Source organism: Paenibacillus sp. FSL R7-0333, from assembly GCF_038000365.1.
In the GTDB taxonomy this organism is placed as follows: domain Bacteria; phylum Bacillota; class Bacilli; order Paenibacillales; family Paenibacillaceae; genus Paenibacillus_AQ; species Paenibacillus_AQ silagei.
Genome location: NZ_JBBOBZ010000001.1, coordinates 4,102,499 through 4,129,316 on the forward strand (window position 1 = coordinate 4,102,499; position 26,818 = coordinate 4,129,316).

Genomic DNA, 26,818 nt, shown 5'->3' on the forward strand with positions numbered 1-26,818 from the left:
GCCTATTCGTTTTTGCCGATTTCGCCGAGCAGCTTCTCAATATGACTTCCGTAAGCAACGGATTCGTCAATCTTGAAGATCAGCTCAGGCGTATGGCGCAGGCGGATCGCTTTGCCAAGCTCCGAGCGGAGAAAGCCATTAGCTTTCTCAATCGCTCTAAGCGAGTCTGACTTCTGCTCCTCGTCCCCGAATACGCTCAGGTATACCTTGGCCTGTGACAGATCGTTCGTCACATCTACGCCAGTTACGGTTACGAACCCGACACGCGGGTCCTTCAGTCCGCTCTGGATGAGCTGGCTCAGCTCTTTCTTAATCTGCTCGCCAACCCGTCCCGCTCTGATTTTAGACATCTTATTTCACCTCTTCGCTTAGCGCTCTACCGTTTCCATGATGAATGCTTCGATGATGTCGCCTTCGGCGAGATCATTATAGCGTTCCAAAGTTATGCCACATTCATAACCCTGTGCCACTTCTTTTGCATCATCTTTGAAACGCTTCAAGGTGTCGATTTTGCCTGTGAAGACAACGATACCGCTGCGGATCAGGCGCATTTCAGCATTGCGGGTAATTTTGCCGTCGGTAACCATACAACCTGCGACACTGCCCACTTTGCTGATTTTGAATACATTGCGCACTTCGGCATGACCGATAACGTTCTCTTTATAGATAGGATCAAGCATGCCCTTCATGGCACTTTCAATCTCTTCAATGACGTTGTAGATGATGTTATGCAGACGCACATCCACCTTCTCCTGCTCAGCCGCAGCTTTCGTCTGGGCATCCGGACGAACGTTGAAGCCGATCACGATAGCATTGGAGGCTGCTGCCAGGGTAATATCGGATTCCGTGATCGCACCGGCACCGCTGTGAAGAATCTTCACGCGTACGCCTTCCACTTCGATCTTGGCCAAGGAGCCCTTCAGCGCCTCTACCGAACCCTGTACGTCACCCTTGATGATTACGTTGAGATCCTTGATCTCGCCGTCCTTGATGTGCTTGAACAGATCATCCAGCGTAACGCGGGTGTTCGTGTTCAGCTCGGACTGGCGCTGCGTAGTAGAACGTCTGTCAGCGATCGCCCGTGCTTTGCGCTCATCTTCGAAGGCCATGAACGGATCGCCCGCCTGCGGCACTTCGGTCAGACCGGTAATTTCCACTGGAGTGGAAGGTCCCGCTTCCTTGATTTTGCGTCCCTTGTCATTCACCATGGCGCGTACGCGGCCGAAGCAGTTACCTGCTACGAATGCGTCTCCGACCTTCAGTGTACCGTTCTGCACGAGAATACGGGCAACCGGTCCACGGTTCTTGTCAAGCTCAGCTTCTATAACAGTACCGCGTGCCCGTTTGTCCGGGTTCGCCTTGTACTCATTCACTTCGGCAACGAGCAGAATCATTTCCAGCAGCTCTTCCAGGTTAATGCGCTGCTTAGCGGACAGGTTGACGAAGATTGTATCGCCGCCCCACTCTTCCGGCACCAGCTCATAGTTGGTAAGCTCCTGCTTCACCCGGTCAGGGTCTGCGCCCGGCTTATCAATCTTGTTAACTGCAACAATGATCGGAAGTCCGGCTGCCTTGGCGTGGTTAATCGCTTCTACGGTCTGAGGCATTACGCCGTCATCTGCCGCTACGACGATAATCGTCATATCTGTGACCTGGGCACCACGGGCACGCATGGCGGTGAACGCTTCATGGCCCGGAGTATCGAGGAATGTGATTTTCTTATGATTAATCTCAGCCTGGTAGGCACCGATATGCTGCGTAATCCCGCCTGCTTCACCGCTTGAGACATTCGTGGAACGGATGGCATCGAGCAAGGTTGTTTTACCATGGTCAACGTGACCCATGATCGTTACAACCGGCGGCCGTGTCATCAGATCGTCTTCGGAATCGTTCTCTTCCACGGTCTCGAAGCTGTCTTCGTCAACCGGAATCTTCACTTCTACTTCTACGCCGAATTCGCCGGCCAGCAGCAGAATCGTATCGATATCAAGCTCCTGGTTGATGGTAGCCATAACCCCCATCGAGATCAGCTTCTTAATCACTTCCGAAGCATCCTTGTGAAGCAGCTTCGCGGTTTCACCCACGGTCATGCTGCCACGGACAATGATCTTCTTAGGTGTGTTGTCAATCTTCTCACGATATACGGTCGGCTGGTTTCTGCCGCGGTTGTTCTTGCCGCCACGGCCGCGATAGTTGCCGCCCTTGTTGTCGTCGTAACGTTTCTGGCCGCTGTTATTGCCGCCAGGTCTTCCGCCAGTGGTATTCTTCTTAGGGCCGTCGCTCCGTGAGAAACCTCCGCCTGCATTGCCTTGACCTTGCGGACGGTCACCTGTACGTGGTGCGCCGCCTTGTCCTTGCGGACGGCTGCCAGTAGAGCTGCTCTGTGGGCGGCTTCCGCTAGTTGAGCTGCCTTGTGGACGGCTTCCGCCAGTAGAGCTGCCTTGCGGACGGCTGCTGCCAGTGGAGCTGCCCTGTGGACGGCTTCCGCCAGTAGAGCTGCCTTGTGGACGGCTTCCGCCAGTGGAGCTGCCCTGTGGGCGGCTGCCGGTGGAGCTGCCTTGCGGGCGGCTGCCAGTCGAACTGCTTTGCGGACGGCTGCTGCTTGAACTGCCCTGCGGGCGGGAATTCTGAGCGGAGCCTGATGTTTGTGTTCTGCGGGAATCTTGTCCGCTTTGGGGCCTTGGGGACGTCGTCGATTGGTTGTTGTTTTGGTTACTGTTCATACCTACCTGCTTTTCCGAATGAATTTTGTTGGTATTCTGAGCACTGCGTACTTCGGCGGTTACCGCACCGGTAGTCACTACCGGACGGCTGCTGGTGCCATTGTCCCGCTTGGCTGCAGCGTTTGACTTGATGTCCTTGAAGAATTGTTCAACTTTGTTCACGGAGCCATTCTCCATGACACTCATATGATTATTCACCGGGACATCCAAACGCTTCAGAATGGTAATAATTTCTTTACTGCTCATGTTCAAAGACTTGGCATATTCGTATACGCGCAGCTTATCCTTATTATCTTCTTTAGTCAATAACTCCACCTCCGACAGTATCTCCAAGCGTTCTGGAGATCATTTCCGCGAATCCTTTATCCGTAACGGCCAGCACCACGCGCTGGTCCTTACCAATACTTGCACCGAGTTCATCCCGGTGAAATGCGATTACTAGTGGAATATCGTAGGTTCCGCATTTATCGCGGAACTTCTTCTGGGTATTATCTGAAGCGTCACCTGCCAGGACGACCAGCTTCGCCTCTGAAGACCGCACTGCCTTAAGCACAGCCTCATCGCCGGTGACAATCTTGCCTGCTCTCATCGCAAGCCCTAAATAAGAAAGTGTCTTACTCATTGTCCTCACTATCCTTCGCTGCCAAAAACTGCTCCTCCACGGATGCAAAATCCCGGGCAAGCTGGGCATAGATTTCAGGACTGACCTGACATTTCAATGCCCGGTCAAGTGCTTTGGTCTTCTGTGCTAGCTTAAAGTATTCCAGTTTACCGCAGATATAAGCGCCACGGCCCGACTTCTTGCCTGTCAGGTCGATCAGCACCTCGCCTTCAGGCGTTCTCACCACGCGAATCAGCTCTTTCTTGGGCATCATCTCCTGGCTGGCAACGCATTTACGCAGCGGCACCTTTCTTTGCTTCATAACAAAGCACCTCCCGTCAGTCAGCATTCATTAATCGATGGAGACGGAATCCTGATGCATTTCATCATTGGACGATCTGGGTCTGCCGTATTCCTGCTCCGCCTGCGTCTCGCTCTTGATATCGATCTTCCAGCCGGTCAGCTTGGCGGCAAGACGGGCATTCTGCCCCTTGATGCCGATAGCCAGCGACAGCTGATAGTCAGGAACAATGACGCGGGCCATTTTCTCAGCTTCAAAGACTTGAACCTCAAGCACCTTGGACGGGCTAAGCGCATTGGCTACGTACTCCTGCACCAGCTCGGAATATCTGACGATATCAATCTTCTCACCGCGAAGCTCAGTCACGATGGTCTGTACACGCGTGCCTCTCGGCCCTACGCAGGAGCCCACCGGGTCCACTTCAGGATTGCGTGAGAACACGGCGATCTTGGAGCGGAAGCCGGCTTCGCGGGCAACGGAACGAATCTCCACCACCCCGTCAAAAATCTCCGGCACCTCCAGCTCGAACAGACGCTTCAGGAGACCCGGATGACTGCGGGACAGCATGATCTGCGGTCCTTTGGTCGTGTTCTCCACCTTGGTGATATAAGCCTTGATACGCTCGCTCTGCTTGAACTTCTCTCCAGGCATCAGCTCGCTCAGCGGAAGAACCGCCTCGATTTTGCCAAGATCCACATAGATATTGCGCATATCCTGGCGCTGTACAAGGCCGGTAACAATATCATCTTCCTTGTCGATAAAAGCGTTATAGATCAGGCCGCGTTCCGCTTCACGGATACGCTGGGTAACCACCTGCTTCGCAGTCTGGGCGGCAATGCGGCCGAAATCACGCGGCGTGACTTCCTGCTCGGCGATGTCCTCCAGCTGGAAATGCGGGTTGATCTCCCGGGCAGCCAGGAGTGAGATCTCGGTCCGTGCATCGAGAACCTCCTCCACAATAAGCTTGCGGGCAAACACCTTGATTACGCCTGTGTTGCGGTTCATATCCACACGCACATTCTGCGCCGCATTGAAATTGCGTTTATAGCTGGAGATCAGCGCCGCTTCGATGGCTTCGAACAGCACATCCTTGCTGATGCCTTTCTCCCTTTCCAGTTCATTCATAGCTTCAATAAACTCCATACTCATGAAATTCCGGTCCCCCTTTCAAGACGTTAAAAAATAATGGCCAATCTCGCACTGGCGACCTTGGCGTAAGGTACCACATGTTCTTTTTTGCCCGCGGAGATGAGCAGTTCCTCGTTCTCGAACGAGAGCAACCGGCCTTCGAATTCTTTGAGTCCTTGAATCGGCTCATAGACGGTTACATATACGTCCTTGCCTACTGCCTTGGCGACATCCGCAGCTTTCTTGAGCGGACGCTCAGCTCCCGGCGAGGAGACTTCAAGGAAATACGCTTCGGAGAAGGGATCATTCTCATCCAGCTTCTGGCTGATATATTCGCTGATGGTACCGCAGTCATCGATATCGATGCCGCCCTCTTTGTCTACGAATACGCGCAGAAACCAGTTGGAGCCTTCCTTCACGTATTCAACGTCCACCAGTTCGAAACCATTGTCCTCGAGATAGGACCCGAGCAGCTGCTCTACCGTTTGTTTAATTTTGGATTTGGGTGTGCTCAAAAGAAGATTACCTCCACGAACTTGTCTTTTGCTATATACCAAAGATAAAGAGTGGGTTTCCCCACTCTTTACACAACGGACTTATCTCATTATTACCAAAAAAATTATACCATAGTGAGGCAGCACTGACAAGTACCAGCCCTTGACTCCCCTTTTTAAAGGACTCTATATGCTATCACTTAAGCCGGTTGTTAGAACAGTGAAAGCTGGTTGCTCTCCGGCAATCCCCGGAAGCAGCCCATTCCCGTGAGCAGCTCAATCACCGTTTTACTGGCCTTGGATTTCTGCTGGAAATCCTCAATGGAGAGGAATTCTCCTGCGTCCTTGGCAGCGGCGATATTAATCGCAGCATTATCCCCGATTCCCGCAAGCGAGGAGAATGGAGGAATCAGGCTCGTACCGTCTACGGTAAATTTGGTAGCGTCCGAGCGGTACAGATCAATGTTCTTGAAGGTGAAGCCGCGTGCGGTCATCTCCAGGGCCATCTCCAGGACCGGAAGCATGGCTTTTTCCTTAGGCAGCGCCTGGAAGCCCTTGGCTTCGATCTCTACCAGCTGGCGCGCAATGGCTTCGTAGCCTTTGCAGCACAGCTCGATATCGAAATCCGCCGCGCGGACCGAGAAGTAAGTCGCATAGTATTCTATCGGATGATACAGCTTGAAGAAGGCTGTTCGCACCGCTGATATAACATAAGCCGCGGCATGGGCCTTCGGGAACATGTACTGGATTTTGAGACAGGAATCGATATACCACTGCGGCACCTTGCAATTCTTCATCTCGTCAATCCACTCCGGCGGCAAGCCCTTCCCTTTACGCACGCTCTCCGTAATTTTAAAGGCCAGACTGGCATCCATGCCCGCCTTATAGATCAGATAGAGCATAATATCATCACGGCAGCCTATAACCGTCTTAATGTTGCAGGTGTTGTTCTTGATCAGCTCCTGGGCATTTCCCAGCCACACGCCGGTTCCATGGGACAGCCCCGAAATCTGCAGCAAATCGGCAAAGCTGGACGGCTTCGCTTCGACAAGCATCTGGCGGACGAACTTCGTCCCCATCTCGGGCACTCCATAAGTGGCTACCGGGGTGCGGATCTGATCCGGCCTTACCCCGAGCGCATCCGTAGAGTTGAACATACTCATCACCTTCGGATCATTCATTGGAATGGTCGTCGGGTCGACGCCAGTCAGATCCTGCAGCATCCGCATCATCGTCGGATCATCGTGGCCGAGAATATCGAGCTTGAGCAGGTTGGCATCGAAGGCGTGATAGTCGAAATGGGTGGTCTTCCACTCGGCTGTAACATCATCCGCCGGGAACTGCACCGGAGTGATATCTTCGATCTCCATGTAGTCCGGCAAAACAACGATACCGCCGGGATGCTGCCCCGTACTGCGCTTCACACCGGTACAGCCGGCGGCAAGCCGTCCGACCTCCGCGCCGCGCCAGCGCTTCTGGTGATGCTCCTCATATTTCTTAGTGAAGCCGAACGCGGTCTTCTCCGCCACTGTACCGATGGTTCCCGCGCGGAATACATTGTCCGGACCGAACATTGTTTTGGTAAAATTATGGGCGTTCGGCTGATACTCCCCGGAGAAGTTAAGGTCGATATCGGGAACCTTGTCCCCTTTGAAGCCCAGGAAGGTCTCAAACGGAATATCCTGTCCTTCTCCCTTAAGCTTGCCGCCGCAATCCGGGCAGTCCTTATCCGGCAAGTCAAAGCCGCTCGGCACACTTCCGTCCAGGAACCATTCGCTGTGCCGGCATTCGGAATTAGTGCAAATATAATGAGCCGGAAGCGGATTAACCTCCGAGATACCGAGGAAGGTAGCCACCACAGATGAACCTACCGATCCACGGGAGCCGACGAGATAACCGTCCTGGTTCGACTTTTTGACCAGCCGTTCCGAGATCAGATAGTTGGCGGAGAACCCGTATTTAATAATCGGGGCAAGCTCCTTCTCCAGACGGGCAACCACAACCTCCGGCAGCTCCTCGCCGTAGATCGATTTGGCAGTGTCATAGCAGGTATTGCGGATCTCATCGTCCGCACCTTCAATAATAGGTGTGAAGAGATCGCTTGGGAACAGATCGTATTCCTCGAACCGCTCAGCCAGCTCAACAGTATTCGTTACCACGACTTCCTTCGCTTTGGCTGCACCCAGGTATTCGAACTCGGCAAGCATCTCATCGGTTGTACGGAAGTGGGCATCCGGCTTGTTCTGGTCCTTCAGCGGACTGAACCCGGTAATCCCATGGATCGTAATATCGCGGAACAGCTTATCGCGCGGCTCCAGATAGTGCACATTCCCAGTGGCTATCACCGGCTTGTTTATCTGCTCGCCAATCTCACAGATTTTACGTACAACTCCCCGCAGGTCCTCAGGGCTCGCTACGAACCCTTTATCCACCAGATGCATGTACATGGTCAGCGGCTGGATTTCCAGCACATCATAGAACTGGGCAACCTCAATCGCCTCTTCTACGGTCTTGTTCAGCACAGCCTCGAAGAACTCGCCCCGCTCACAGCCGGATATGACGAGCAGTCCGTCACGATGCTCTTCAAGCTTCGATTTGGGAATGCAGGGTACCCGCTTGTAGTACTCGGTATGCGACATGGAGATCAGCTTGTAGAGGTTCTTTTTACCGATGGGATTCAGTGCATAGATGCCGCAGTGAAACGGCCGCACATTCGACAGGTCATTGCCTACATAATCATTCAGCCGGTCCAGCCGTGTCATCCCCTTCATCTTCTCCGCATCGGCCAAGAGACCATTCAGAATCCCGCCCAGTGCTATCGTATCATCCACCGCACGGTGATGGCTCTCCAGCAGTACCTTGTACTTGTCAGCAAGCGTATTGAGCCGGTGGTTCTTCATTTTGGGGAAGAGCAGACGCGCCAGCTCCAGCGTATCCAGTGAAGGATTCGGCAGCTCCGGCTGCCCCAGCTTCTTCAGAGAAGCTTGAATGAAGCCCATATCGAACCGCGCATTGTGCGCAACGAGAATGCTGTCTCCTACAAACTCCACGAATTCCTTAAGTACCGGTTCCAGATCCGGGGCATCCTTGACCATTTCATCCGTAATGTTTGTCAGCTGCTGGATGTGGTAGGGAATTTTCTCATGCGGATTGACAAAGGTGGTGTAGCGGTCCAGCTCCTTGCCTTCGCACATCTTGATCGCCGCAAGCTCCGTGATGTTATTGCGTGTGATGGACAGCCCCGTGGTCTCGATGTCAAAAACGACATAGGTTGCCGTCTTAAGCTCCAGCGGCTGCGCATTCTCCACGATATTGACCGCGTCATTGACGACATTAGCCTCGACACCGTAGAGCATCTTGAGCTTATGCTTATGGGCGGCATGATTCGCATCCGGGAAGCTCTGAACATTGCCGTGGTCGGTAACTGCAAGTGCCGGGTGGCCCCATTTCGCAGCTGTTTTGACATAGGCATCAATCGGTGCTACCGCATCCATCGTGCTCATAGTCGTATGCAGGTGGAACTCCACGCGCTTCTCCTTGGCATTGTCCTTACGGGCAGGCGGCGCCGACACCTCGGTCAGATCCGAAGGAATCATCACCAGCTCGGGAATCTGCATGAACCGGTCATACTCCACTTTGCCGCGCGCCCGGACCCATTTGCCGTTAGCCAGCTGGCCCATGATCTTCAGCTCTTCCTTGGTTTTGGCGAACATCTTCATCTGCAGGGAATCCGTAAAGTCTGTGATGCAGAAGGTGAACAGCGTATTCCCGTTACGCAGCTCCTTGCTGTCCAGCCCGAAGATCGTCCCCTGGATTGTAATCTTCTTCTCTTCATCCTGAATCTCCAGAATGGAGACGGCCTGCTCCTTAATGTCATTCCCGATCTGAAGCTTAATGACCTCGCCCGGGTCCCCCGCTTCTTCAGGCTCGTCCGGCTCACTGTTCATCATCATCAGCTCTACCAGCTCACGCTGCTCCTGCTGGAGCTTCTGCTGGAATTCCTCATAGGCATCCGCTTTGTTCTTGGTCTCATCCTCGGACATCTGCAGCTTGACCTTGAGAGGGAGCGCGAAGTATTTATCATAATATTTAATAATGGCGGCTTCGATACCCTTTTTGCGGGCCAGTTCGAGCGACATGGAATCGTTCAGGCTTAGGATGAGCGTGCCGTCCTGCAGCTCCTGGCTGGAGCGCGTCAGCCAACCGTTGACGGACGGAATCTCACGCTGGACCCACTCCAGGAACATGCCCCAGTACTCCTGTACAATATCGGCTCTGCTTACAGTATCATCATATAGGAACAAGAAGCTGACCTTGGCAATATGCTGCAGCTTCTCACGCATTCTAAGAATAAATGCCCGGTAGGTCTGGGCGGGAATCAGGGTTGTCTTCGCAATCACGATATGCCAGTCATGGTTGCCGCGGCTAATCTCCACCCGTTCAATCTGTCCGTCTACAAAATAAGGATCAATCATGGCAGGCGGAATCTCCCCCTGCTTCATCAACAGCTCAAATCTCTTTCTTCTCTCCACGTTCTGCTCCATGCATTCCCCACCTAACTCGGCAATAATTGTAAGAAAAAGCCTCCGGCTAAAAAAGCATTGGGTACTTGCGGCCCGCCGACTCCTCTCGCCAGAAGCTGATATAAAAAATAACAAATATAAGGTTGCCGATTAATATGCTTTGGCAAATACAACCGTATGCTGAGCAGGCTTGCCGCAGCAAATACAGGTCTCTTTCGTTTCTGACGGGTGGAACGGAATATTACGGCTGCCTGCGCCGGTCTCTTCCTTGACCTTATCTTCACATTCCTCAGAGCCGCACCAGCCTGCAAGCGCAAAGCCGCGTTTCTCTTCCATAGAATCCTTCATCTGCTCAAGAGTGTCTACGGAATAGAAATGATCCTCACGGAATTTCAGTGCCCGCTCGTACATTTCCTGGTGGACCTGCGCAAGCATCGCATTCACTTCTTCAACCAGGTTCTCCTGCTGAATGACCTTCTTCTCGCCGCTGATCCGGGATACGAGCACGCAGACGCCATTCTCCATATCACGCGGTCCAAGCTCCAGACGGACAGGCACGCCGCGCATTTCATATTCATTGAACTTCCAGCCCGGGGTTACATCCGCACGGTCATCCACACGCACGCGGATTCCGGCGCTCTTAAGCTCACCAAACAGTTCGTCGGTACGTCCGATGACTGCTTCGCGGGTCTTAGGCGGTCCGATTGGAATCATAATGACTTGCGTAGGTGCTACCTTCGGCGGCAGAGCCAGTCCGCGGTCGTCACCATGCACCATGATGAGCGAACCGATCAGACGCGTGGTAGAGCCCCACGAGGTGGTGTGTGCATGTTCCAGTACATTCTCCCGGTTCAGATATTGGATATCAAAAGCAACCGCGAACTTGGTGCCCAGATAATGGGAGGTAGCGGCCTGTACAGCCCGTCCATCCTTCATCATCGCTTCAATGGAATACGTATCCACAGCACCGGCGAACCGCTCGGATGGCGTCTTCTGTCCGGTCACTACCGGAATAGCCAGAAAGGTCTCCACGAAGTCGCGGTAGTTATCAAGCATCTTCATCGTTTCTTCGCGTGCTTCCGTCTCATTCTCATGCGCGGTATGGCCTTCCTGCCAGAGGAATTCTGTCGTACGGATGAACGGCAGGGTACGTTTCTCCCAGCGGACCACGTTGGCCCATTGGTTGATCAGCACCGGAAGGTCGCGGTAAGACTGAATCCACTTGGAATACATATGGCCGAACATCGTCTCGGACGTAGGGCGGATCGCCAGACGTTCTTCCAGCACATCGCCTCCGGCCTCAGTGACCCAAGGCAGCTCTGGGTTGAAGCCCTCCACATGCTCCTTCTCCTTCTGGAAAAAGCTCTCGGGAATGAACAGCGGGAAGTAGGCGTTCCGGTGACCGGTTGCCTTCAGGCGGCGGTTCATTTCCTCCTGGATATGCTCCCAGATTTCATAGCCGTCCGGTTTGAACACGATACAGCCGCGGACCGGCGAATAATCCATCAGGTCCGCTTTTTTGATAACATCGATATACCAGCGTGAGAAATCCTCGCCCTGCGGCGTGATCTCTGTAACGAACTGCTTGTCTTTGGCCATGTGAAGAAATCCTCCTATTATTCGCCCCTCAGATTGCACATTAGGTATGAAGCCCAATCAAATGCATCGCGGGATAAAAAAGATATGACATCCGTCAGCCGCTTATGAGGCGTAAAATATCATTATACGTAACAGCGATCATCACCAGGAACAGCAGGGCAAAGCCTACAAAGTGGACCATGCCTTCCCTGCTCGGGTCCACCGGCTTGCCGCGCAGTGCCTCAACACCCAGGAATACAAGCCGGCTGCCATCCAGTGCAGGAATCGGCAGAAGATTGAAGATCCCCAAATAGAGGCTGAGAATAGCCGCCCAATAGGTCAAATACTGAATCCCCTGCTGGGCAATCTGCCCGGTCAATTGGAACGTGCCCACCGGCCCGGAGATATCATCCATATTAAATTTGTTGATCAGCTGCTTGAAGCCGATAAAAATCAGCTTGGTGGTGTCGACCATAGCTGTACCGGACTTGGTAATTGTCTCCCCCACTCCAGCCTTGCGGGTAGGAAGCTCCGGCGTAATTCCAACCTTGCCGCCTTGCTCCCCTTCCATTCCACGGGGAATCATGGTCACATTCAAGGTCTCTTCGCCGCGCTTCAGCGTCCAGTTCATTTCTTTGCCTTTGGAGGCTGAAGTCAGCTTGATCATCTTCTGGTAATCTCCGCCGATGGCCTGCCCGTCCACAGTGACGACGATGTCGCCCTTCTGAAGACCTGCTTCCTGCGCAGGCATTCCTACGCTGACGTCACCGATCTTCACATAGGTCGGATTCTCCACCGGGATTCCGGCCATCTGCAGATGAAGTGCAAATAGCACAAACGCCAGAATGAAGTTCATCACCGGTCCGGCCAGGATCGCTATCGCGCGCTGGCCGACGGTTTTGCTGCCGAACTGGCGGTCCTTAGGCGCAATTTGCGTCTGCTGGGTGCCTTTGATCATCATCGCCTGCGGATTCACATCATAGGTGGTCACTTCACCATCTACATCAAGGCGGATCTTCAGTTCATTCTCCAGATCCGTGAACTGTGCTTCGCCGCGTATAACATTTCTGCGCGTATCCAGGGAATCGAGGTAAATATTCTTTACCTTGTTATCCTGGCCCAGCCGGACAGCAATGGTCTGCCCGGGGCCGATCTCAACCATCTCCGGGTCTTCGCCGGCCATACGGGCGTATCCCCCGAAGGGCAGCAGGCGGAGCGTGAACTGGGTTTCACCGCGTTTATAAGAGAACAGTTTCGGACCGAAACCGATCGCAAATTCCCGTACAAGAATTCCGGCGCGTTTGGCAAAATAATAATGTCCCCATTCATGGACAGTCACCAGAACAAAGAACATAAACACCGTTAAAAAAACAACTCTTACCATCTCCATAGCGCAACATTCCCCCTTAAGGTGTAAGACCGAAGTATGTCCTCTTAATTTATCATTATTCCAAGGCAGGGCACAAGAGAATCAACAGTCCACACCTATTTTTCAGGGTACAGCCATATTCACCGTTTCCAAAGGCCTCTTATCCCTTTACAGGACAGCCGCAAGCTCCCGGGAAGCTATATCGCTACTGTGGATCTGTTCCAGACCGGGGTTCGCCTCATTGTGATGACGCTGAAGCACTTCATCAATAATCTCATCAATCCGCAGGAAGGGAATCTCACCGCGCAGGAAGCGGGCCACGGCGACCTCATTGGCTGCATTGAAGGCTGTTGTGAATGTGCCGCCCGCTATGCCGCAGTCAATAGCCATCTTCAGCGCCGGATAGCGCTCATAATCCATCTCCCGGAAGGTCAGGCTGGCTACCTGAGCCAGAGACAAACGCTTCGCAGGAGACGGCCAGCGGTCGGGATAGGTGAGCGCATATTGAATTGGAACCCGCATATCAGGAGTCCCAAGCTGAGCAATAATGCTGCTGTCGCAGAACTCCACAAAGGAGTGAATGATACTCTCCGGATGCAGCACCACATCAATCTGCTCATACGGAAGGGCGAACAAATGGTGGGCTTCAATAACCTCCAGGCCTTTGTTAACCATGGTTGCCGAGTCAATAGTAATCTTGGCCCCCATGCTCCAATTAGGGTGACGCAGTGCGTCCGCTACGGTAACATTCGTAAGCTGTTCACGCTTATAATCACGGAATGAACCGCCCGAGGCAGTAATGGTAATTGAAGCCACATCCTCACGGTTCTCCCCGTTTAAGCATTGGAAAATCGCCGAATGCTCACTATCCACTGGCAGCAGCTTCACGCCTTTGCGTCCAGCCAGCTCTGTAACCAGATGTCCGGCGGTCACCAGTGTCTCCTTATTAGCCAGTCCAATATGTCTGCCGGCTTCAATCGCCGCCAGCGTAGACTGAAGTCCTACACTGCCTACAAGCGCAGTTACGACCGTCTGTGCATCGCCTCCGGCAGCAATCTCCACCAGACCTTCACTTCCGCTATACAGCTCTACGCCGGCAGGCAGACTGGATCTGATCTCCTGTGCAAGCTCCTTCGTGGATACCGATACACGGCGAGGCTTGAAACGGCGGACCTGTTCCAGCAGCAGTGAAGTATTACTTCCCGCCGCCAGTCCATCGACTTCAAAAGCTTCCGGATGCATAGCTACCACATCCAGCGTCTGGGTACCGATGGAGCCCGTAGAGCCGAGAATACTAATTTTTTTCACAGTTGCTTTCCTTCTCCCTGTCGTTAATAGTAAGGCATCAGCATTACGATATGTACGAAAGGAAATACGATGATCCAGCTGTCGCAGCGGTCCAGGATGCCACCGTGACCCGGCAAGAGTGAGCCTGAATCCTTAATACCGTACACCCGTTTATAGGCAGATTGTACAAGATCTCCAAGCTGACCCAGCACAGCGCAGGCAATTCCAATCAGCAGCGCGCGTCCGATAGTCAGCAGATCAGGAACCAGTATAGCAAACACAATCGATATGACAGCAGAAATCAATACTCCGCCAAGCGCGCCCTCTATAGTCTTGTTAGGACTGATCGCAGGCCACAGCTTGTTCTTCCCAAAGCTTCTGCCGACAAAATAGGCTCCGGCATCACTGCCCCATATACAGCATAGCAGCAGGATCGTCCAGAAGAGGCCATGGCCATCTCCCGCACCGCGGGCGATTCCCATATACGAGAACCCCATTCCTATGTAAACAATGCCAGTGAACATCATCGCGGTGATTTTAATATCAAGCTTATTCTTACTGAAGACAGTGACCAGCAGGAACAGCAGCAATACCAGCCAAATCCCCTGTTCCCAGGAGAATAGCTTATTCGTTCCAAGGAGATCCCAAGGAATCATAAAGCCTACTACAGAGGCATATCCAAATACAGCAGTCAGCCCGAAGGTTGCTGTACCTGTCATTTTCACAAATTCATAATAGCCGATGAGGGCCATCGCAGTCAGCATCAGCTGATACGGCCAGCCACCCCAATAGCATAACCCTAAAAACAAGGCCCCGGCAACAATTCCGGTAATCAATCGCTGCTTCAAAGAATCCCTCTCCCATCAGGCTACTTCAATCCACCATAACGGCGTGTGCGGCGCTGATATTCAGCCACAGCCTGCATCAGATGCGTCTTGTCGAACTCCGGCCAGTACGCATCCGTAAACCAAAATTCACTATAGGCGATTTGCCACAGCATAAAGTTACTGAGCCGCATCTCCCCGCTCGTACGGATGAGCAGGTCAGGATCGGGTAATCCGCTGGATGACAGTCTGTTGTCAATCAGCTCTGAAGTGATCTCTTCAGGTGACAGAATTCCTGCCTGGATATCCTTGCCCAGAGCGCGCATACAGTCCTCAATCTCTTTGCGCCCGCCGTAGTTCAGAGCAAAATTAAGTATAAGTCCGGTATTGCTTAGTGTGCGGGCGACCGCTTCTTCCATCGCCTTGCGGGTATGGGAAGGCAAAGCCTCCGTGTTGCCCATTACGCGCACCTGTACATTCTTCTCAATGAGTTCATCCAGTTCAATCGCCAGGAATTCTACGGGGAGGCGCATCAGGAAATCCACTTCATCCTTCGGCCGGGTCCAGTTCTCCGTAGAGAAAGCGTACAGAGTCAAAAATTCTACTCCGAGGTCATTCGCTGCAATGGTAGCACGTTTGACTGCCTTCATCCCGTTCTGATGGCCCACAACCCGGGGCATACCGCGCCGCTTCGCCCAGCGCCCGTTGCCATCCATAATTATCGCTACGTGCCGGGGAATATTATCCGGTGAAATCTCGACTGGCTCCTGCCTGTCTTTACGGCTCAGCCATTCTTGAATCCGTTTGATCATTTCCGTTTCCTCCAAGCTCTTATCAGAAAGAGACAAACCCCACCATTAACGGAGGGGCCTGAAGTCTCATGAATTTCGTTATACTTCCATAATCTCTTTTTCTTTGGACAAGAGCACTTTGTCGACTTCAGCTATGAACTTATCCGTTGATTTCTGGATATCTTCCTGATGTCCATGTGATTCATCTTCTGAAATGCCGTTCTTCTCCATCTTCTTAATGTCATCATTGGCATCGCGGCGGATGTTGCGGATCGCTACCTTCGCTTCTTCACCAAACTTCTTGGTGAATTTCACCAGCTCAGTGCGGCGTTCCTCGGTAAGCGGAGGAATCGACAGGCGGATGATCGTACCGTCATTGGCTGGAGTAATCCCAATGTCGGATTTCATAATCGCCTTTTCGATGTCTGACATCGAAGTTTTGTCCCACGGCTGGATCAGCAGGGTCCGGGAATCCGGTGTGCTGATGTTGGCCAGCTGATTAATAGGAGTTGGAGCACCGTAATATTCAACCTGGATGCGATCCAGCAGCGACGTCGAAGCGCGTCCTGCCCGCAGTGTTGCCAAGTCGCGTTTCAGCGAGAGAATCGCTTTTTCCATACGCTCTTCGGCATTCTTCTTAACCGATTGTGGCATTTAATTTACACTCCCTTTAACGATCGTCCCGATCTTTTCGCCGAGAACGACGCGTTTAATATTGCCTTGCTCTGTAATAGCAAACACAATGAGCGGTATATTATTATCCATGCAGAGTGAGGAAGCGGTAGAATCCATAACCCCCAGGTTTTTGTTCAGAATATCCATGTAAGTAAGCTGCTCGAACTTAACGGCTGTGCTGTCCTTGAACGGATCTGCTGAGTAGACGCCGTCTACCTTATTCTTGGCCATGAGGATAACCTCGGCTTCAATCTCGGCTGCTCTAAGTGCTGCCGTAGTATCTGTCGAGAAGAACGGATTCCCTGTCCCTGCGGCAAAAATAACTACGCGGCCCTTCTCCAGATGCCGGATCGCCCGGCGGCGGATATAAGGCTCAGCAATCTGCTGCATGGCGATAGAGGTCTGAACCCGGGTAGGGACATCGATCTGCTCCAGAGCGTCCTGCAATGCCAGCGAGTTCATCACTGTTGCCAGCATTCCCATATAATCGGCTGTTGCCCGGTCAATACCGCTTGCACTTCCGGCGATTCCGCGCCAGATGTTGCCACCGCCGCATACAATCGCAACCTGAACTCCAAGCTCCACGACTTCCTTGACCTGCTCTGCAATAGAGATGATCGTATCGGCATCGATGCCATAGCCATTCTGTCCGGCGAGCGATTCACCGCTTACCTTAAGGACTACTCTCTTAAATACCGGTTGTTCCAATTATATACCCTCACTTTCTACAAAAGACGGAACACTACTTGTATGTGTTCCGCTCTTTTGATGCTTGCCTGTATTCAGTTCTTATTCAATGTCATGCAGTTATTATTGTTTTACTTGTGCCATAACTTCTTCTACGAAGTTGTCGACTTTCTTCTCCAGACCTTCACCCAGTTCGAAACGAACAAAGCGGCGGATGGTGATGTTCTCGCCAATCGTGCTGATTTTTTCATTCAGCAGCTGGGAGATTGTCTTGTCCGGGTCTTTAACGAAGGATTGCTCCATCAGGCAGTATTCTTCATAGAACTTGCTGATGCGGCCTTCCACCATTTTTTCAACGATCTTCTCAGGCTTGCCTTCGTTCAGCGCTTGTGCCTTAAGAATTTCTTTTTCCTTCTCTACGTCTTCAGAAGGTACTTCTTCACGGCGGACATACAGCGGGTTCGCTGCTGCGATTTGCATAGCGATGTCGCGTGCGAATTCTCTGAAGGAATCCGTTTTGCCTACGAAGTCAGTTTCGCAGTTGATTTCCACCAGAACGCCAATACGGCCGCCAGCGTGGATATAGGATTCTACAGTACCTTCAGTAGCAATACGTCCGGCCTTGTTCGCTGCTGCGGACAGACCTTTTTCACGAAGCAATTCTGCTGCTTTGGTGATGTCGTTGTTTGCTTCTTCCAGCGCTTTCTTACAATCGAGCATTCCTGCCCCTGTTCTTTCACGAAGTTCCTTCACTGCTTTTGCATCTACTGCCATTGTTATTCCCTCCAGGGTCATAGTCGTTGTCATACGCGGGCATAAAGCGATACTTGCTTGCATTTTAAAAAAAGGGCAGTGAGAGGTTATCCACCTGCCAACCACCCTTTTCATTTAAGTTTATGTTTTATGTTCCGGTTACTACTTAAGCTGTAGTTGTGTCTTCGCCCTGATGAGCTTCAACAACAGCATCAGCCATCTTACCAGTCAAGAGCTTCACGGCGCGGATTGCGTCGTCATTGCCTGGGATTACGTAGTCAATTTCATCCGGATCGCAGTTAGTATCAACGATAGCTACGATAGGAATACCCAATTTGCGAGCTTCTGCTACTGCAATGCGCTCTTTACGCGGGTCAATGATGAACAGCGCGCTTGGAAGACCTTTCATGTTCTTGATACCGCCCAGGAATTTCTCAAGACGATCTTTCTCTTTGCGGAGAAGGATAACTTCTTTCTTAGGCAATACTGCAAAGGTACCGTCTTCTTCCCAAGCTTCCAATTTCTTCAGGCGGTCAATACGCTTCTGAATAGTCTGGAAGTTAGTCAGGGTACCACCGAGCCAGCGCTGGTTAATGAAGAACATACCCGAACGTTCAGCTTCTTCTTTTACGGAATCCTGTGCCTGCTTCTTTGTTCCTACAAATAGGATTGTGCCGTTGTCGCCAGCGACGCTCTTTACAAAGTTGTAAGCCTCTTCTACCTTCTTGACTGTCTTTTGCAAGTCAATAATGTAAATTCCGTTTCTTTCAGTGAAGATATAACGATCCATCTTTGGGTTCCAACGACGAGTCTGGTGACCGAAGTGTACCCCAGCTTCGAGAAGCTGCTTCATGGAGATTACTGCCATCTTCACACACCTCCTAAGTTTGGTTTATTGTGTGTCTCCTCCGCCGCGCGTCATCTTTCAGCAAGACTTTCTTCAGAAGAAAGCACCCCTTGTCGAAATCAACCGGCGTGTGTTTTAACACCGTCAATTAATATATCATAATAAAACAGCCTATGCAACGATTACTTTTTTACGGTAATCAGCTTGTCAATAATGGAGTTGATGCTCTCTCCCTTACTGAAGCTGTAGCTGCCGTATTGAATGATAGTGTTCACCTTACGGCCGTTTGCTGTCTGGAGGAACTTGTTCTTATCCTCGATAACCCCGGCTTCCGCAAGCAGATCTGCCGTCTGGGCGAGCGTAATTCCAGTGGGGATCTTAAGAGAGATTACCCCGTCAACCGCAGCCACAGGCGCTTCAGGCGTAGCCGGAGCCTTGGTAACAGGTGCTGCGGTACTCTGCGGCTGTGCAGGAGCTGAAGGCTTGCCCGGAGTCGTTGCGGCGCTTGGTGTTGCTGCCGGCTTGGGCGGGACAGCAGGCGCAGCTGTCGGTGTTGCTGCTGGCGCCCCGGAAGCCTGGGCCTCGGCCGCTTCCTCCGGTGACGGCGTTGCTGTTGCAGCAGCTTCTGCCGGATCTACAACAGTCAGGTTCAGGCTAGCCGCTTGCCGGATCAGCTCTTCTTTGGTCAGAGGAGCGGTCCGTCCGGCTATCATCAGCTGCAGCAGCAGCGCTCCGGATATTAGCCCGATCCCTAGTCCCAGCATAAAGAACCGGTTCTTCATCATACGGATTCCTCCTGCTGGGCAAGCTGCAGGATCAGCTGCACCTCGCCCCGCTGCAGACCGGCGGTCTTGGCGATAGAATCGATCGATTTCCCTTGCTCATGCAGCTCGAACAGCCGGGGATACCGCAGCTTAATGGAGCTGACGGGTCTTGGCTTAGCAGGAGGTACTGCCTCGGCAGCCTGCTCCCTGCCCTGGGGCTTCTCCGCGTGTCCGGACGAAGCTTCCCGCGAGAAGGTGGCTGCCAGCTGAAGCAGTCCCTTCTCTTCTGCGGTCAGCCGCGCATCCATCAGCAGCAGGCTCTTCTGCAGCTCGCCCACCTGCTCCCGCAGTCCACCGATCTCTTCCTGCAGGGCCGCTTTATTGCTCTGTGACTGTGTCTTAATACTGCCCACCAGCTTCAGCAGCTCGGAGTTTTCGTGTTCGATATCGGCCATGTAGAGCTCCAGAGCCGCCTCCGTCTCCTTCAGGCTCTTCTTCTCCGAGTCTTCCTTCCCCGTTCTGGCCGGCAGCCGCAGGGCATAAACAATAGCAACTGCGCCTACCAGCACGATGTATACCCATGGTTCCAAGTGTGTAATCTCCTTCTGCGTTTAATTCATAGGATGCCTTAACTGCATTTGCGGTTATTCTGGTCGAAATCAGAGACTGAAATCTATACGGTGCCCCTTATAGGGATGTTCGGCATCATGGGTGTTCTCCTGATTGCCCTGCTTACGTGTGTGAGGCTGACTCCCGGAGCCGTTCCCCTTTCCGCCGTCCCGCAGCGCGGATTCTGCGGACTCGTCCACCTCGCTGCTGCGCTGCGCAATCTCCTGGGTCTGCTTGACATTCTGGCCTGCCAATTGCTGCTGGTCGAGTGCAGGACGCTGCTGAAGGTTGTTCTGAACTTTGCCCGCATCATGGGTACGGGGCAAAGCAATTTGCAGTTCCACCGGTTTCAGACTCATAAGATCCCTCTTCTCCACTCATTGGTTACAGAATCAAGGAATAGCAGGCCGCCTCGGCTGCCTGCCTGATTATACATACGGTATTATGGATATATCCCCTTCACTGTAAATGAAGGATACCCGCTCCGTCGGGTCCTTGACGAACCTGGTATATCTGCCGATTACGATCTTAGAGCCTCCATAGATCGTCTTGACGACATCAACCTTAGCTCTGCCGGTGTCCTCCAGCATGCGCTCGATCTCCAGCACACGCTCTTTAATTCTCTTTTCATCACGCATATGGGATTGCTTGGTGGCATTAAGCTTGACGCGAAGCGCCACCTTATCGGGCGATAGCTGGCCATTGTTCGCCAGCTGATTAAGCAGATACAGCGCCTTATTGGTCTTGTCCTCATTCTCAAGAAGCTGCCGGAGCTCCTGGCGCAGTTCGTTGATCTCATTTCTCAGCTCGGGAACAACGCCCACTTCAATCGCTGTAGCTGTAGACATGGTATTGCCGACGGTGCGGGCAATCACGTGTTCACCCGCCTGCACAATACCGCCAACAATTAAGCCTTTGGCGCCGTTGCACAACACATCGCGGCCTGCCCGGATGCTGGAATGCATGATGCTTTGTGAGACTATAACATCCTCCCCGGCCACAACATTGCCATCCTGGATGAACGAGACCTTAACATTTTTACCGGCATGAACGAGCCCTTTATTATATCCGATGATGCCGCCCGTAATCTCGATGGACCCGCCCGATATCAGCTCGGCCCCCTCTACCCCGCCGACCACCCGGATATCTCCTGCGGATTTGACGGTGAAGCCGGTAAGCACATTGCCGCGGATGACCACCGTGCCCACGAAATCAATATTGCCCGTGCTGTAATCCACATCCCCATTGATTTCATACACCGGAAATACATTGATCTTGCCCTTGTCTGTCAGCGTGACCAATCCGTCAATCGCAGAATACATGGAGGTCTCTTCCTGATCCACCACCACATTCTTGCCTACCTTGAAATGAGCCTCCTTCCCTGCCCGGAACGGAAGCTCCTCCCCGGTTACCGTTTTGCCGCTCACACCGTTCTCTGCCGGAATAACCTTGGCAATAAGCTGGCCCTTCCTTACGTTATGCAGCCGGACCAGCTCTTTGTAATCCACCTTGCCATCCTCTTTCTCTAGAGGCTTGCGGTCCTCCTCCATATCAACGGTCAGCACAATGCGGCCATCCTTACCGTTGACAGCAGGCTGTCCAATCGCGATCGGCACCCGGTTCCAGAAGTATTCTTCCGGGTTGCTGCTAATCCGCTGCACAATATCATGCTGGATACCGAAACGAATATTGTGACTGGACAGGAAGCTCTCAAGGTCCTCGACCGAACAAGTGAACTTCTCATCCTTCTTGGTGAACTGAAGGTAAGCAATCCCCTTATCCTCCGAAAAAGTAATGCTCAGGTATTGGCTCAATACATATTGACCGATCAATTTCTGCTCCCCCTTGTCACCGTCACCCGGTTAATCATTTTGCATCAGAAGGTCCCGGTTCTTCTCAAGTGTTCCTCTTAGCCGCAAAATAGCTTTGGAATGAAGCTGGGAGATTCGCGAAGGAGACAGTGACATCACTTCCGCAATCTCGCTTAAAGATAAATCCTCATAATATAAAAGGGACACGACGGTCCGTTCTTTCACTGTTAGTTTCTCGATGCCTTTGGTTAGCGTATCCCTCAGGTAGAACTCATTCACTTTACGGTCCGGATTCTTGGCCTTGTCATCTACCAATATGGACATTCGTGTCTCTGATTCTTCTTCACGTATAGGATCTTCCAATGAACAGAGCGACATTACTGCGACATCCTGCAGCATCGTCTGAAACTCCGTTTCCGAAATATTCAGATACTTGCTCATTTCATCGTCACTTACCGATCTCAAATACTTCTGCTCCAGCTGCTGGTAGGCATCCTCGATTTTTTTCGCTTTTTCGCGTACGGATCTGGGAACCCAGTCACTTTGCCGCAGAGAATCAAGGATTGCTCCCCGAACCCGCCACGAAGCATAGGTCTGGAATTGAAGCCCCCGCTTGTAGTCGAATTTTTCGATCGCATCAATGAGTCCCATGACACCGTTGCTGGCCAAATCGTCCTTGGAGACGTTTTTGGGCAGCCCTACTGCCAGACGGCTGGACACGTAATCAACAATATGGAGATAACTCTCAATCAGCTTTTTTTTAGCTTCAGGATCGCCGTGCTCTTTCCACTGCTCCCAAAGCAGGTCTGTTTCCGACTGAGCTGCTTTACGCTCGTTCAACGGCTTTCACCCTTCCCAAAGTTTAGTCAGCGGGCAAACATGCGGCGCAAGATGACGGACTTTCGCCGCAGTACTCGCTTATTCTTCTTTCAGGTGACGAACGGCCTTGGCCAATTCTTCAGGATCTTTCATAGAGACTAGCTTCGGAGGCTGCAAAGGCGTGAACCCCCCGGGCTCTTCACTGACCGCCTCCCGTTTTGGGGTTAACAGGTCTTTGAGCTCCTGATCCTCTTCAGGTGTACTAATATCAAGCTTCCCGCCAAGAGACTCTCCGTTATCGAACAAACCGGCTTCCGGGTCTGAGGATTCTTTTCCGATAATAAAACCCAATACCCATCTCAGGAAGAAAGCAAGCACAAACCAGATAATAAATCCGTACATGCCCCGGATCAGGCTGGTACCCAGCAGGTTCTGTCCGTTGTTCGCAAGGAAGGTTAGTACAAATCCGATCAGTCCGGCCACAATATTCAGCAATAGTTTCCTGCTCATGGCTAAATTTCCTTCGGGCCTTTTTGAACGCTGCGGATAAAAATCACTCCGGTATTGCAGGAGATTTCTATCGTGCGCCCATAATTGCCGCCCGTGTCCTCCGCGATAAGCGGAATATGAAGGCTCTCAAGAGCAAGCTTGCAGGATTCCACATTCCGAGGCCCGATCCTCATGGTGTCACTCCCTCCGGCAAAAGCAAACATCTGCGAGCCTCCGGCCATCTTGGCCACAATCCGGCTTCTAACCGCCCCCAGCCCCAGCAGGCGGGCCAATAGCTCAGGCACAGCAGTATCTGCGAACTTGGCGATATTCAGCTGTCCCTCCCTGGCAATCTCTGAAGAGGGCAGCATGACATGAGCCATCCCCGCCAGCTTTTTACCGGGATCAAACAGAGTCAGACCTACACAGGAGCCAAGACCGGTCGTACGAATAAGGCTGTCCTGGCTGCCTACGTTCAGATCCGCCATACCTACTTTAATGATGCTCTGCTCTTCAATCATTGTCGAACGGTACTCCTAAAGCCTTGAATATTTTGGGGAACGATTCCGGATCGGGAATAAGGAAGAATTGTCCTTCAATTTCATTTTGGCCTTCTAAAAAAGTCGTATCGATCAGCAGCGCATCATCGCCCATCTGACCGAACTGCAGCAGCCCGTAGCCAAGAATGGCTCCGGCCATATCCATTGCAAGCGCCGGCACTGTCGGATACATGGTCAGGGAGGTGAAGTCCGCCAGGGAAGAGAGATAAGAGCCGGCCAGAATATTGCCGATCTCGCTTAGTGCGGATAACTCCATCTCACTCAGCTCATCGCCGCCGGAGACTTCAATGCCGGCAATCCGGCTGAGCAGGTTGCTTGCCGCCTCCGGGGTAAGAATGAAGAACAGGTTGCCCGGGGCTTCACCTTCCACACGCAGGAATACCGCATATACCAGTTCCTCCGCTCCGCCCACCTTATCGGTGATCTCCTCGAAGCTGAGCAGCTGTACCTTCGGAACCGCCATATCAATCGGCTTATTAAGCAGTTGTGATAAAGCAGTGGCAGCATTGCCGGCCCCGATATTTCCGACTTCCTTAAGCACATCCATTTTGAAGTCTTTGAAGTTCTTGAATAGCTCCATAGGCTAGCCCTCCAGGCTTTCCAGCTGCACGATTTCACTCTTGTTCAGCACTTCAGACAGGTTAAGCATAATCAGCAGGCGGTCATCACCAATTTTGGCCACCCCGTCCAGATACTTCGCCTTGATTCCGCCCACGACATCCGGCGGTACATCAATAATGTCACGGTTCAGATCAATGACATCGTTGGCTGAATCAACAATGAAGCCCACTTCCATCTCATTCACATTGACGATGATGATCCGGGTCTGGTCGGTGTGCTCCGCTTCCTCGATGCCGAACCGTCCGCGCAGATCGATAACCGGAATCACGACACCGCGCAGATTGATCACACCTTTGATAAAGGAATAGGTCTTCGGTACGCGGGTAATCGGCATCATACGTTCAATCGTCTGGACCTTCTCTACTTCAATGCCGTATTCTTCAGTGCCAAGCTTGAATACAATTACTTTGATATCTTCAGCCATGGAATGACCCTCCCTGTTCTAACCTGATTATTTGATAAAAGCATTCGGATCGATAATAAGCGCTACCTGTCCGTCTCCAAGAATCGTGGCTCCGGAAATTCCCTGCACCTCTGGGAGATACTTGCCGAGGTTCTTGATTACAATTTCGTTCTGGCCAATGAAGTCCTGCACGGCCAAGGCAACCAGCCGTTCTCCCTTGCGGACAACCACGATCTCCGTCTCCTCTTCCGTGCTTTCATCATAGTCCGGAATGGAGAAGATCTTGCTCAGGGAGACCAGCGGAATATGGCTGCCCCGGAACTCCAGCATCCGGTTGCCGTGAATGGTGCGGATCTGGGATTGCTTCACAATTCCAGTCTCCACGATGGAAGAGAGCGGAATGGCATATTTCTCTGAGCCAAGCCGAACCAGCATCGCTGCAATGATCGACAGGGTCAGCGGAAGCTGAACGGAGAAATTCGTGCCCTTGCCTGGTGTAGAATAGATGGTGACGTTACCGCCCAGGGAAGAGATTTTGGATTTGACCACATCGAGACCCACGCCCCGACCCGATACGTCAGAGATGACCTCAGCTGTACTGAATCCAGGCGCGAAGAGCAGTTGGTACGCTTCGTCATCTGTCATCGTGCCCGCCTGCTCTTGGGTAATCACACCCTTTTTGACAGCAGAGGCTAAGACATTCTTCGGATAGATGCCCTTGCCATCCTCTTCAATCTCGATGAACACATGATTGCCGCTATGGAAGGCCCGGAGCTGGACGGTTCCGGTCTCCGGCTTCCCAGCCGCAATCCGGTCTGCAATAGATTCAATCCCGTGGTCAACCGCATTGCGCAGCAGATGGACCAGCGGATCGCCAATCTCATCAATCACGGTACGGTCAAGCTCTGTATCTGCTCCAGTGATGATTAAATCCACCTTCTTGTCCAGCGATTTCGCCAGATCGCGGATCATCCGCGGGAACCGGTTAAATACGGTGTCTACCGGAACCATGCGGAGCTTCATTACGATATTTTGCAAATCTCCGCTCACCCGGCCCATATGCTCGACCGTTTCGGTAAGATCCCCGTTTTGGACCTCGGAGGCCAGCTGCTCCAGCCGGACACGGTCAATAAGCAGCTCGCTGAACAGATTCATCAGCACATCCAGCCGCTCAATATCCACACGGATGGTCCGGGAAGGCGACGGCGACCCTCCTGCCCGGGCCGGGGCTGCTTTGCCGTTCTCTTCCTTGGGATGCAGAGAAGCCGCAGGGGAAGCATTACCGGCAGCAACGGGAGCAGCTTCCTGCACCGGAGCCGGAGCGGGCGCTTCGGCTGTAGCTGCCGCAGTGTCTTGTCCCATTTGGCGAAGTGACTCCTGATCAAGCGCCACAGCGGTAACCGCTTCGATCTCTGACAGATTCAGAATCATCTTCTGAATCTCGCTTGCATCCTTTTGGGTTATGTAGTAGAGGGAGAATCCGTAATCGAATTTCTCCTGCTCTATGTCCTGAACCGAAGGGAAGGATTTCACGACTTCTCCTGAACGCTCCAGAAGGTCGAAGACCATGTAGGCACGCACAGCCTTGAGCTGACAGTCCTTGCGGATCGCCACATCCACATACAGCACCTGATGGCCTTCCTGAAGGGATTGCTCCAGCACTGAGTACTGGAACTCATCCAGGAACACCTGGGCCGCGCTGGCATTGCCGGACGCAGCAGCAGTGACTTCAGCAGAAGCATTGCCGGCAGAAGGAACCTCTCCGCGTACGATGGCCTGCAGGGAAGAGACAATCTCTGTTACATCAGCCTTGCCCGCTCCCCCGCCGGTGATATCCTCCACCATGGATTCCAGAGCGTCAATACTTTTGAACAGGGTATCAAAAATGAAGTCCTGCATCCGCAGTTTGTTATTGCGCACCAGATCGAGCACATTCTCCATTTGGTGCGTAAGCGAAGCCAAATCTTCAAACCCCATTGTAGCCGCCATACCTTTCAAGGTATGGGCGGAGCGGAAAATCACCTGAACAATACTCAGATCCTCCGGATTCGCTTCCAGCCCCATCATGCTCTCGTTCAAAGACTGCAGATGATCATTTGACTCATCAATAAACATGGATAAGTATTGGTTCATGTCCATGAGCGGGTACCTCCCCTTCGAG

General features: G+C 52.4%; 26 protein-coding genes. All 26 read right to left on the minus strand.

The genetic code is table 11. The features are described from left to right. Positions 1-2: 2 nt before the first annotated feature. Complete coding sequence (gene rbfA, locus MKY86_RS17185) at positions 3-350, minus strand: 30S ribosome-binding factor RbfA (protein ID WP_036692621.1); 348 nt, start codon at positions 348-350, stop codon at positions 3-5. 18 nt (positions 351-368) lie between these two features. Continuing rightward, positions 369-3,029, minus strand: coding sequence for a translation initiation factor IF-2 (gene infB, locus MKY86_RS17190; protein ID WP_076078646.1), 2,661 nt, complete (start codon positions 3,027-3,029; stop codon positions 369-371). Continuing rightward, positions 3,022-3,345, minus strand: coding sequence for a YlxQ family RNA-binding protein (locus MKY86_RS17195; RefSeq protein ID WP_036724725.1), 324 nt, complete (start codon positions 3,343-3,345; stop codon positions 3,022-3,024). The genes infB and MKY86_RS17195 overlap by 8 nt, the downstream gene beginning before the upstream one ends. Further along, positions 3,338-3,646: an RNase P modulator RnpM gene (gene rnpM / locus MKY86_RS17200; RefSeq protein ID WP_036692616.1), complete on the minus strand. Its 309-nt coding sequence runs from the start codon at positions 3,644-3,646 to the stop codon at positions 3,338-3,340. The genes MKY86_RS17195 and rnpM overlap by 8 nt, the downstream gene beginning before the upstream one ends. A 30-nt stretch (positions 3,647-3,676) precedes the next feature. Then, positions 3,677-4,774, minus strand: a complete 1,098-nt coding sequence (gene nusA, locus MKY86_RS17205) for a transcription termination factor NusA (protein ID WP_036724723.1) — start codon at positions 4,772-4,774, stop codon at positions 3,677-3,679. A gap of 26 nt (positions 4,775-4,800) precedes the next feature. Then, the gene (rimP, locus tag MKY86_RS17210; protein WP_036724721.1) at positions 4,801-5,268 is read right to left on the minus strand and encodes a ribosome maturation factor RimP; all 468 of its coding nucleotides are present in this window, start codon (positions 5,266-5,268) and stop codon (positions 4,801-4,803) included. 191 nt (positions 5,269-5,459) lie between these two features. Beyond that, the gene (locus tag MKY86_RS17215) at positions 5,460-9,791 is read right to left on the minus strand and encodes a PolC-type DNA polymerase III (RefSeq protein WP_076078645.1); all 4,332 of its coding nucleotides are present in this window, start codon (positions 9,789-9,791) and stop codon (positions 5,460-5,462) included. A 129-nt stretch (positions 9,792-9,920) separates the two neighbouring features. Then, positions 9,921-11,369: a proline--tRNA ligase gene (proS, locus tag MKY86_RS17220; protein ID WP_036724718.1), complete on the minus strand. Its 1,449-nt coding sequence runs from the start codon at positions 11,367-11,369 to the stop codon at positions 9,921-9,923. Between the two features lie 94 nt (positions 11,370-11,463). Further along, complete coding sequence (rseP, locus tag MKY86_RS17225; RefSeq protein WP_076078643.1) at positions 11,464-12,738, minus strand: RIP metalloprotease RseP; 1,275 nt, start codon at positions 12,736-12,738, stop codon at positions 11,464-11,466. 147 nt (positions 12,739-12,885) lie between these two features. Continuing rightward, on the minus strand, positions 12,886-14,025 hold the full coding sequence (locus MKY86_RS17230; protein WP_076078642.1) for a 1-deoxy-D-xylulose-5-phosphate reductoisomerase: 1,140 nt from the start codon (positions 14,023-14,025) through the stop codon (positions 12,886-12,888). Between the two features lie 23 nt (positions 14,026-14,048). Continuing rightward, on the minus strand, positions 14,049-14,852 hold the full coding sequence (locus MKY86_RS17235; protein WP_076078640.1) for a phosphatidate cytidylyltransferase: 804 nt from the start codon (positions 14,850-14,852) through the stop codon (positions 14,049-14,051). Between the two features lie 20 nt (positions 14,853-14,872). Continuing rightward, entirely contained in the window at positions 14,873-15,640 is a 768-nt protein-coding gene (locus tag MKY86_RS17240; RefSeq protein ID WP_036724712.1) for an isoprenyl transferase, read from the minus strand. 78 nt (positions 15,641-15,718) lie between these two features. Then, on the minus strand, positions 15,719-16,273 hold the full coding sequence (frr, locus tag MKY86_RS17245) for a ribosome recycling factor (RefSeq protein ID WP_036724711.1): 555 nt from the start codon (positions 16,271-16,273) through the stop codon (positions 15,719-15,721). After that, the gene (gene pyrH, locus MKY86_RS17250) at positions 16,274-17,002 is read right to left on the minus strand and encodes a UMP kinase (protein ID WP_076078638.1); all 729 of its coding nucleotides are present in this window, start codon (positions 17,000-17,002) and stop codon (positions 16,274-16,276) included. 102 nt (positions 17,003-17,104) lie between these two features. After that, positions 17,105-17,755: a translation elongation factor Ts gene (gene tsf, locus MKY86_RS17255; RefSeq protein WP_076078637.1), complete on the minus strand. Its 651-nt coding sequence runs from the start codon at positions 17,753-17,755 to the stop codon at positions 17,105-17,107. Between the two features lie 145 nt (positions 17,756-17,900). Further along, entirely contained in the window at positions 17,901-18,602 is a 702-nt protein-coding gene (gene rpsB / locus MKY86_RS17260) for a 30S ribosomal protein S2 (protein ID WP_036692565.1), read from the minus strand. 161 nt (positions 18,603-18,763) lie between these two features. Continuing rightward, on the minus strand, positions 18,764-19,366 hold the full coding sequence (locus MKY86_RS17265; RefSeq protein ID WP_076078635.1) for a hypothetical protein: 603 nt from the start codon (positions 19,364-19,366) through the stop codon (positions 18,764-18,766). After that, positions 19,363-19,935: a hypothetical protein gene (locus tag MKY86_RS17270; RefSeq protein WP_076078634.1), complete on the minus strand. Its 573-nt coding sequence runs from the start codon at positions 19,933-19,935 to the stop codon at positions 19,363-19,365. The genes MKY86_RS17265 and MKY86_RS17270 overlap by 4 nt, the downstream gene beginning before the upstream one ends. A 69-nt stretch (positions 19,936-20,004) precedes the next feature. Further along, entirely contained in the window at positions 20,005-20,313 is a 309-nt protein-coding gene (locus MKY86_RS17275; RefSeq protein ID WP_076078632.1) for a hypothetical protein, read from the minus strand. Positions 20,314-20,382: 69 nt separating this feature from the next. Beyond that, positions 20,383-21,786, minus strand: a complete 1,404-nt coding sequence (locus MKY86_RS17280; protein ID WP_076078630.1) for a DUF342 domain-containing protein — start codon at positions 21,784-21,786, stop codon at positions 20,383-20,385. 30 nt (positions 21,787-21,816) lie between these two features. After that, positions 21,817-22,605, minus strand: a complete 789-nt coding sequence (locus MKY86_RS17285; RefSeq protein WP_036724703.1) for a FliA/WhiG family RNA polymerase sigma factor — start codon at positions 22,603-22,605, stop codon at positions 21,817-21,819. A 78-nt stretch (positions 22,606-22,683) separates the two neighbouring features. Then, positions 22,684-23,094 (minus strand): hypothetical protein, encoded by a 411-nt coding sequence (locus tag MKY86_RS17290; protein ID WP_076078629.1) that lies wholly within the window; start codon positions 23,092-23,094, stop codon positions 22,684-22,686. A 2-nt stretch (positions 23,095-23,096) separates the two neighbouring features. Next, the gene (locus MKY86_RS17295) at positions 23,097-23,594 is read right to left on the minus strand and encodes a chemotaxis protein CheD (protein WP_036724701.1); all 498 of its coding nucleotides are present in this window, start codon (positions 23,592-23,594) and stop codon (positions 23,097-23,099) included. Then, positions 23,587-24,213, minus strand: a complete 627-nt coding sequence (locus MKY86_RS17300) for a chemotaxis protein CheC (RefSeq protein WP_036724698.1) — start codon at positions 24,211-24,213, stop codon at positions 23,587-23,589. The genes MKY86_RS17295 and MKY86_RS17300 overlap by 8 nt, the downstream gene beginning before the upstream one ends. A gap of 3 nt (positions 24,214-24,216) precedes the next feature. Continuing rightward, a complete protein-coding gene (locus tag MKY86_RS17305; protein ID WP_036692546.1) occupies positions 24,217-24,678 on the minus strand; it encodes a chemotaxis protein CheW in 462 nt (153 codons plus the stop codon). A 27-nt stretch (positions 24,679-24,705) separates the two neighbouring features. Further along, positions 24,706-26,796 (minus strand): chemotaxis protein CheA, encoded by a 2,091-nt coding sequence (locus tag MKY86_RS17310; protein ID WP_076078627.1) that lies wholly within the window; start codon positions 26,794-26,796, stop codon positions 24,706-24,708. Positions 26,797-26,818 lie beyond the last annotated feature (22 nt).

Bases quoted from the DNA above. Each gene is read 5' to 3' on its own strand.
- MKY86_RS17215 (WP_076078645.1), bottom strand. From the start codon at position 9,791: ATGGAGCAGAACGTGGAGAGAAGAAAGAGATTTGAGCTGTTGATGAAG.
- MKY86_RS17305 (WP_036692546.1), bottom strand. From the start codon at position 24,678: ATGGCTGAAGATATCAAAGTAATTGTATTCAAGCTTGGCACTGAAGAA.
- tsf (WP_076078637.1), bottom strand. From the start codon at position 17,755: ATGGCAGTAGATGCAAAAGCAGTGAAGGAACTTCGTGAAAGAACAGGG.
- MKY86_RS17300 (WP_036724698.1), bottom strand. From the start codon at position 24,213: ATGGAGCTATTCAAGAACTTCAAAGACTTCAAAATGGATGTGCTTAAG.
- frr (WP_036724711.1), bottom strand. From the start codon at position 16,273: ATGCCACAATCGGTTAAGAAGAATGCCGAAGAGCGTATGGAAAAAGCG.
- rpsB (WP_036692565.1), bottom strand. From the start codon at position 18,602: ATGGCAGTAATCTCCATGAAGCAGCTTCTCGAAGCTGGGGTACACTTC.
- MKY86_RS17240 (WP_036724712.1), bottom strand. From the start codon at position 15,640: ATGATCAAACGGATTCAAGAATGGCTGAGCCGTAAAGACAGGCAGGAG.
- MKY86_RS17195 (WP_036724725.1), bottom strand. From the start codon at position 3,345: ATGAGTAAGACACTTTCTTATTTAGGGCTTGCGATGAGAGCAGGCAAG.
- MKY86_RS17290 (WP_076078629.1), bottom strand. From the start codon at position 23,094: ATGAGCAGGAAACTATTGCTGAATATTGTGGCCGGACTGATCGGATTT.
- rseP (WP_076078643.1), bottom strand. From the start codon at position 12,738: ATGGAGATGGTAAGAGTTGTTTTTTTAACGGTGTTTATGTTCTTTGTT.
- MKY86_RS17295 (WP_036724701.1), bottom strand. From the start codon at position 23,594: ATGATTGAAGAGCAGAGCATCATTAAAGTAGGTATGGCGGATCTGAAC.
- MKY86_RS17265 (WP_076078635.1), bottom strand. From the start codon at position 19,366: ATGATGAAGAACCGGTTCTTTATGCTGGGACTAGGGATCGGGCTAATA.
- proS (WP_036724718.1), bottom strand. From the start codon at position 11,369: ATGGCCAAAGACAAGCAGTTCGTTACAGAGATCACGCCGCAGGGCGAG.
- MKY86_RS17310 (WP_076078627.1), bottom strand. From the start codon at position 26,796: ATGGACATGAACCAATACTTATCCATGTTTATTGATGAGTCAAATGAT.
- MKY86_RS17275 (WP_076078632.1), bottom strand. From the start codon at position 20,313: ATGAGTCTGAAACCGGTGGAACTGCAAATTGCTTTGCCCCGTACCCAT.
- rbfA (WP_036692621.1), bottom strand. From the start codon at position 350: ATGTCTAAAATCAGAGCGGGACGGGTTGGCGAGCAGATTAAGAAAGAG.
- nusA (WP_036724723.1), bottom strand. From the start codon at position 4,774: ATGAGTATGGAGTTTATTGAAGCTATGAATGAACTGGAAAGGGAGAAA.
- rnpM (WP_036692616.1), bottom strand. From the start codon at position 3,646: ATGAAGCAAAGAAAGGTGCCGCTGCGTAAATGCGTTGCCAGCCAGGAG.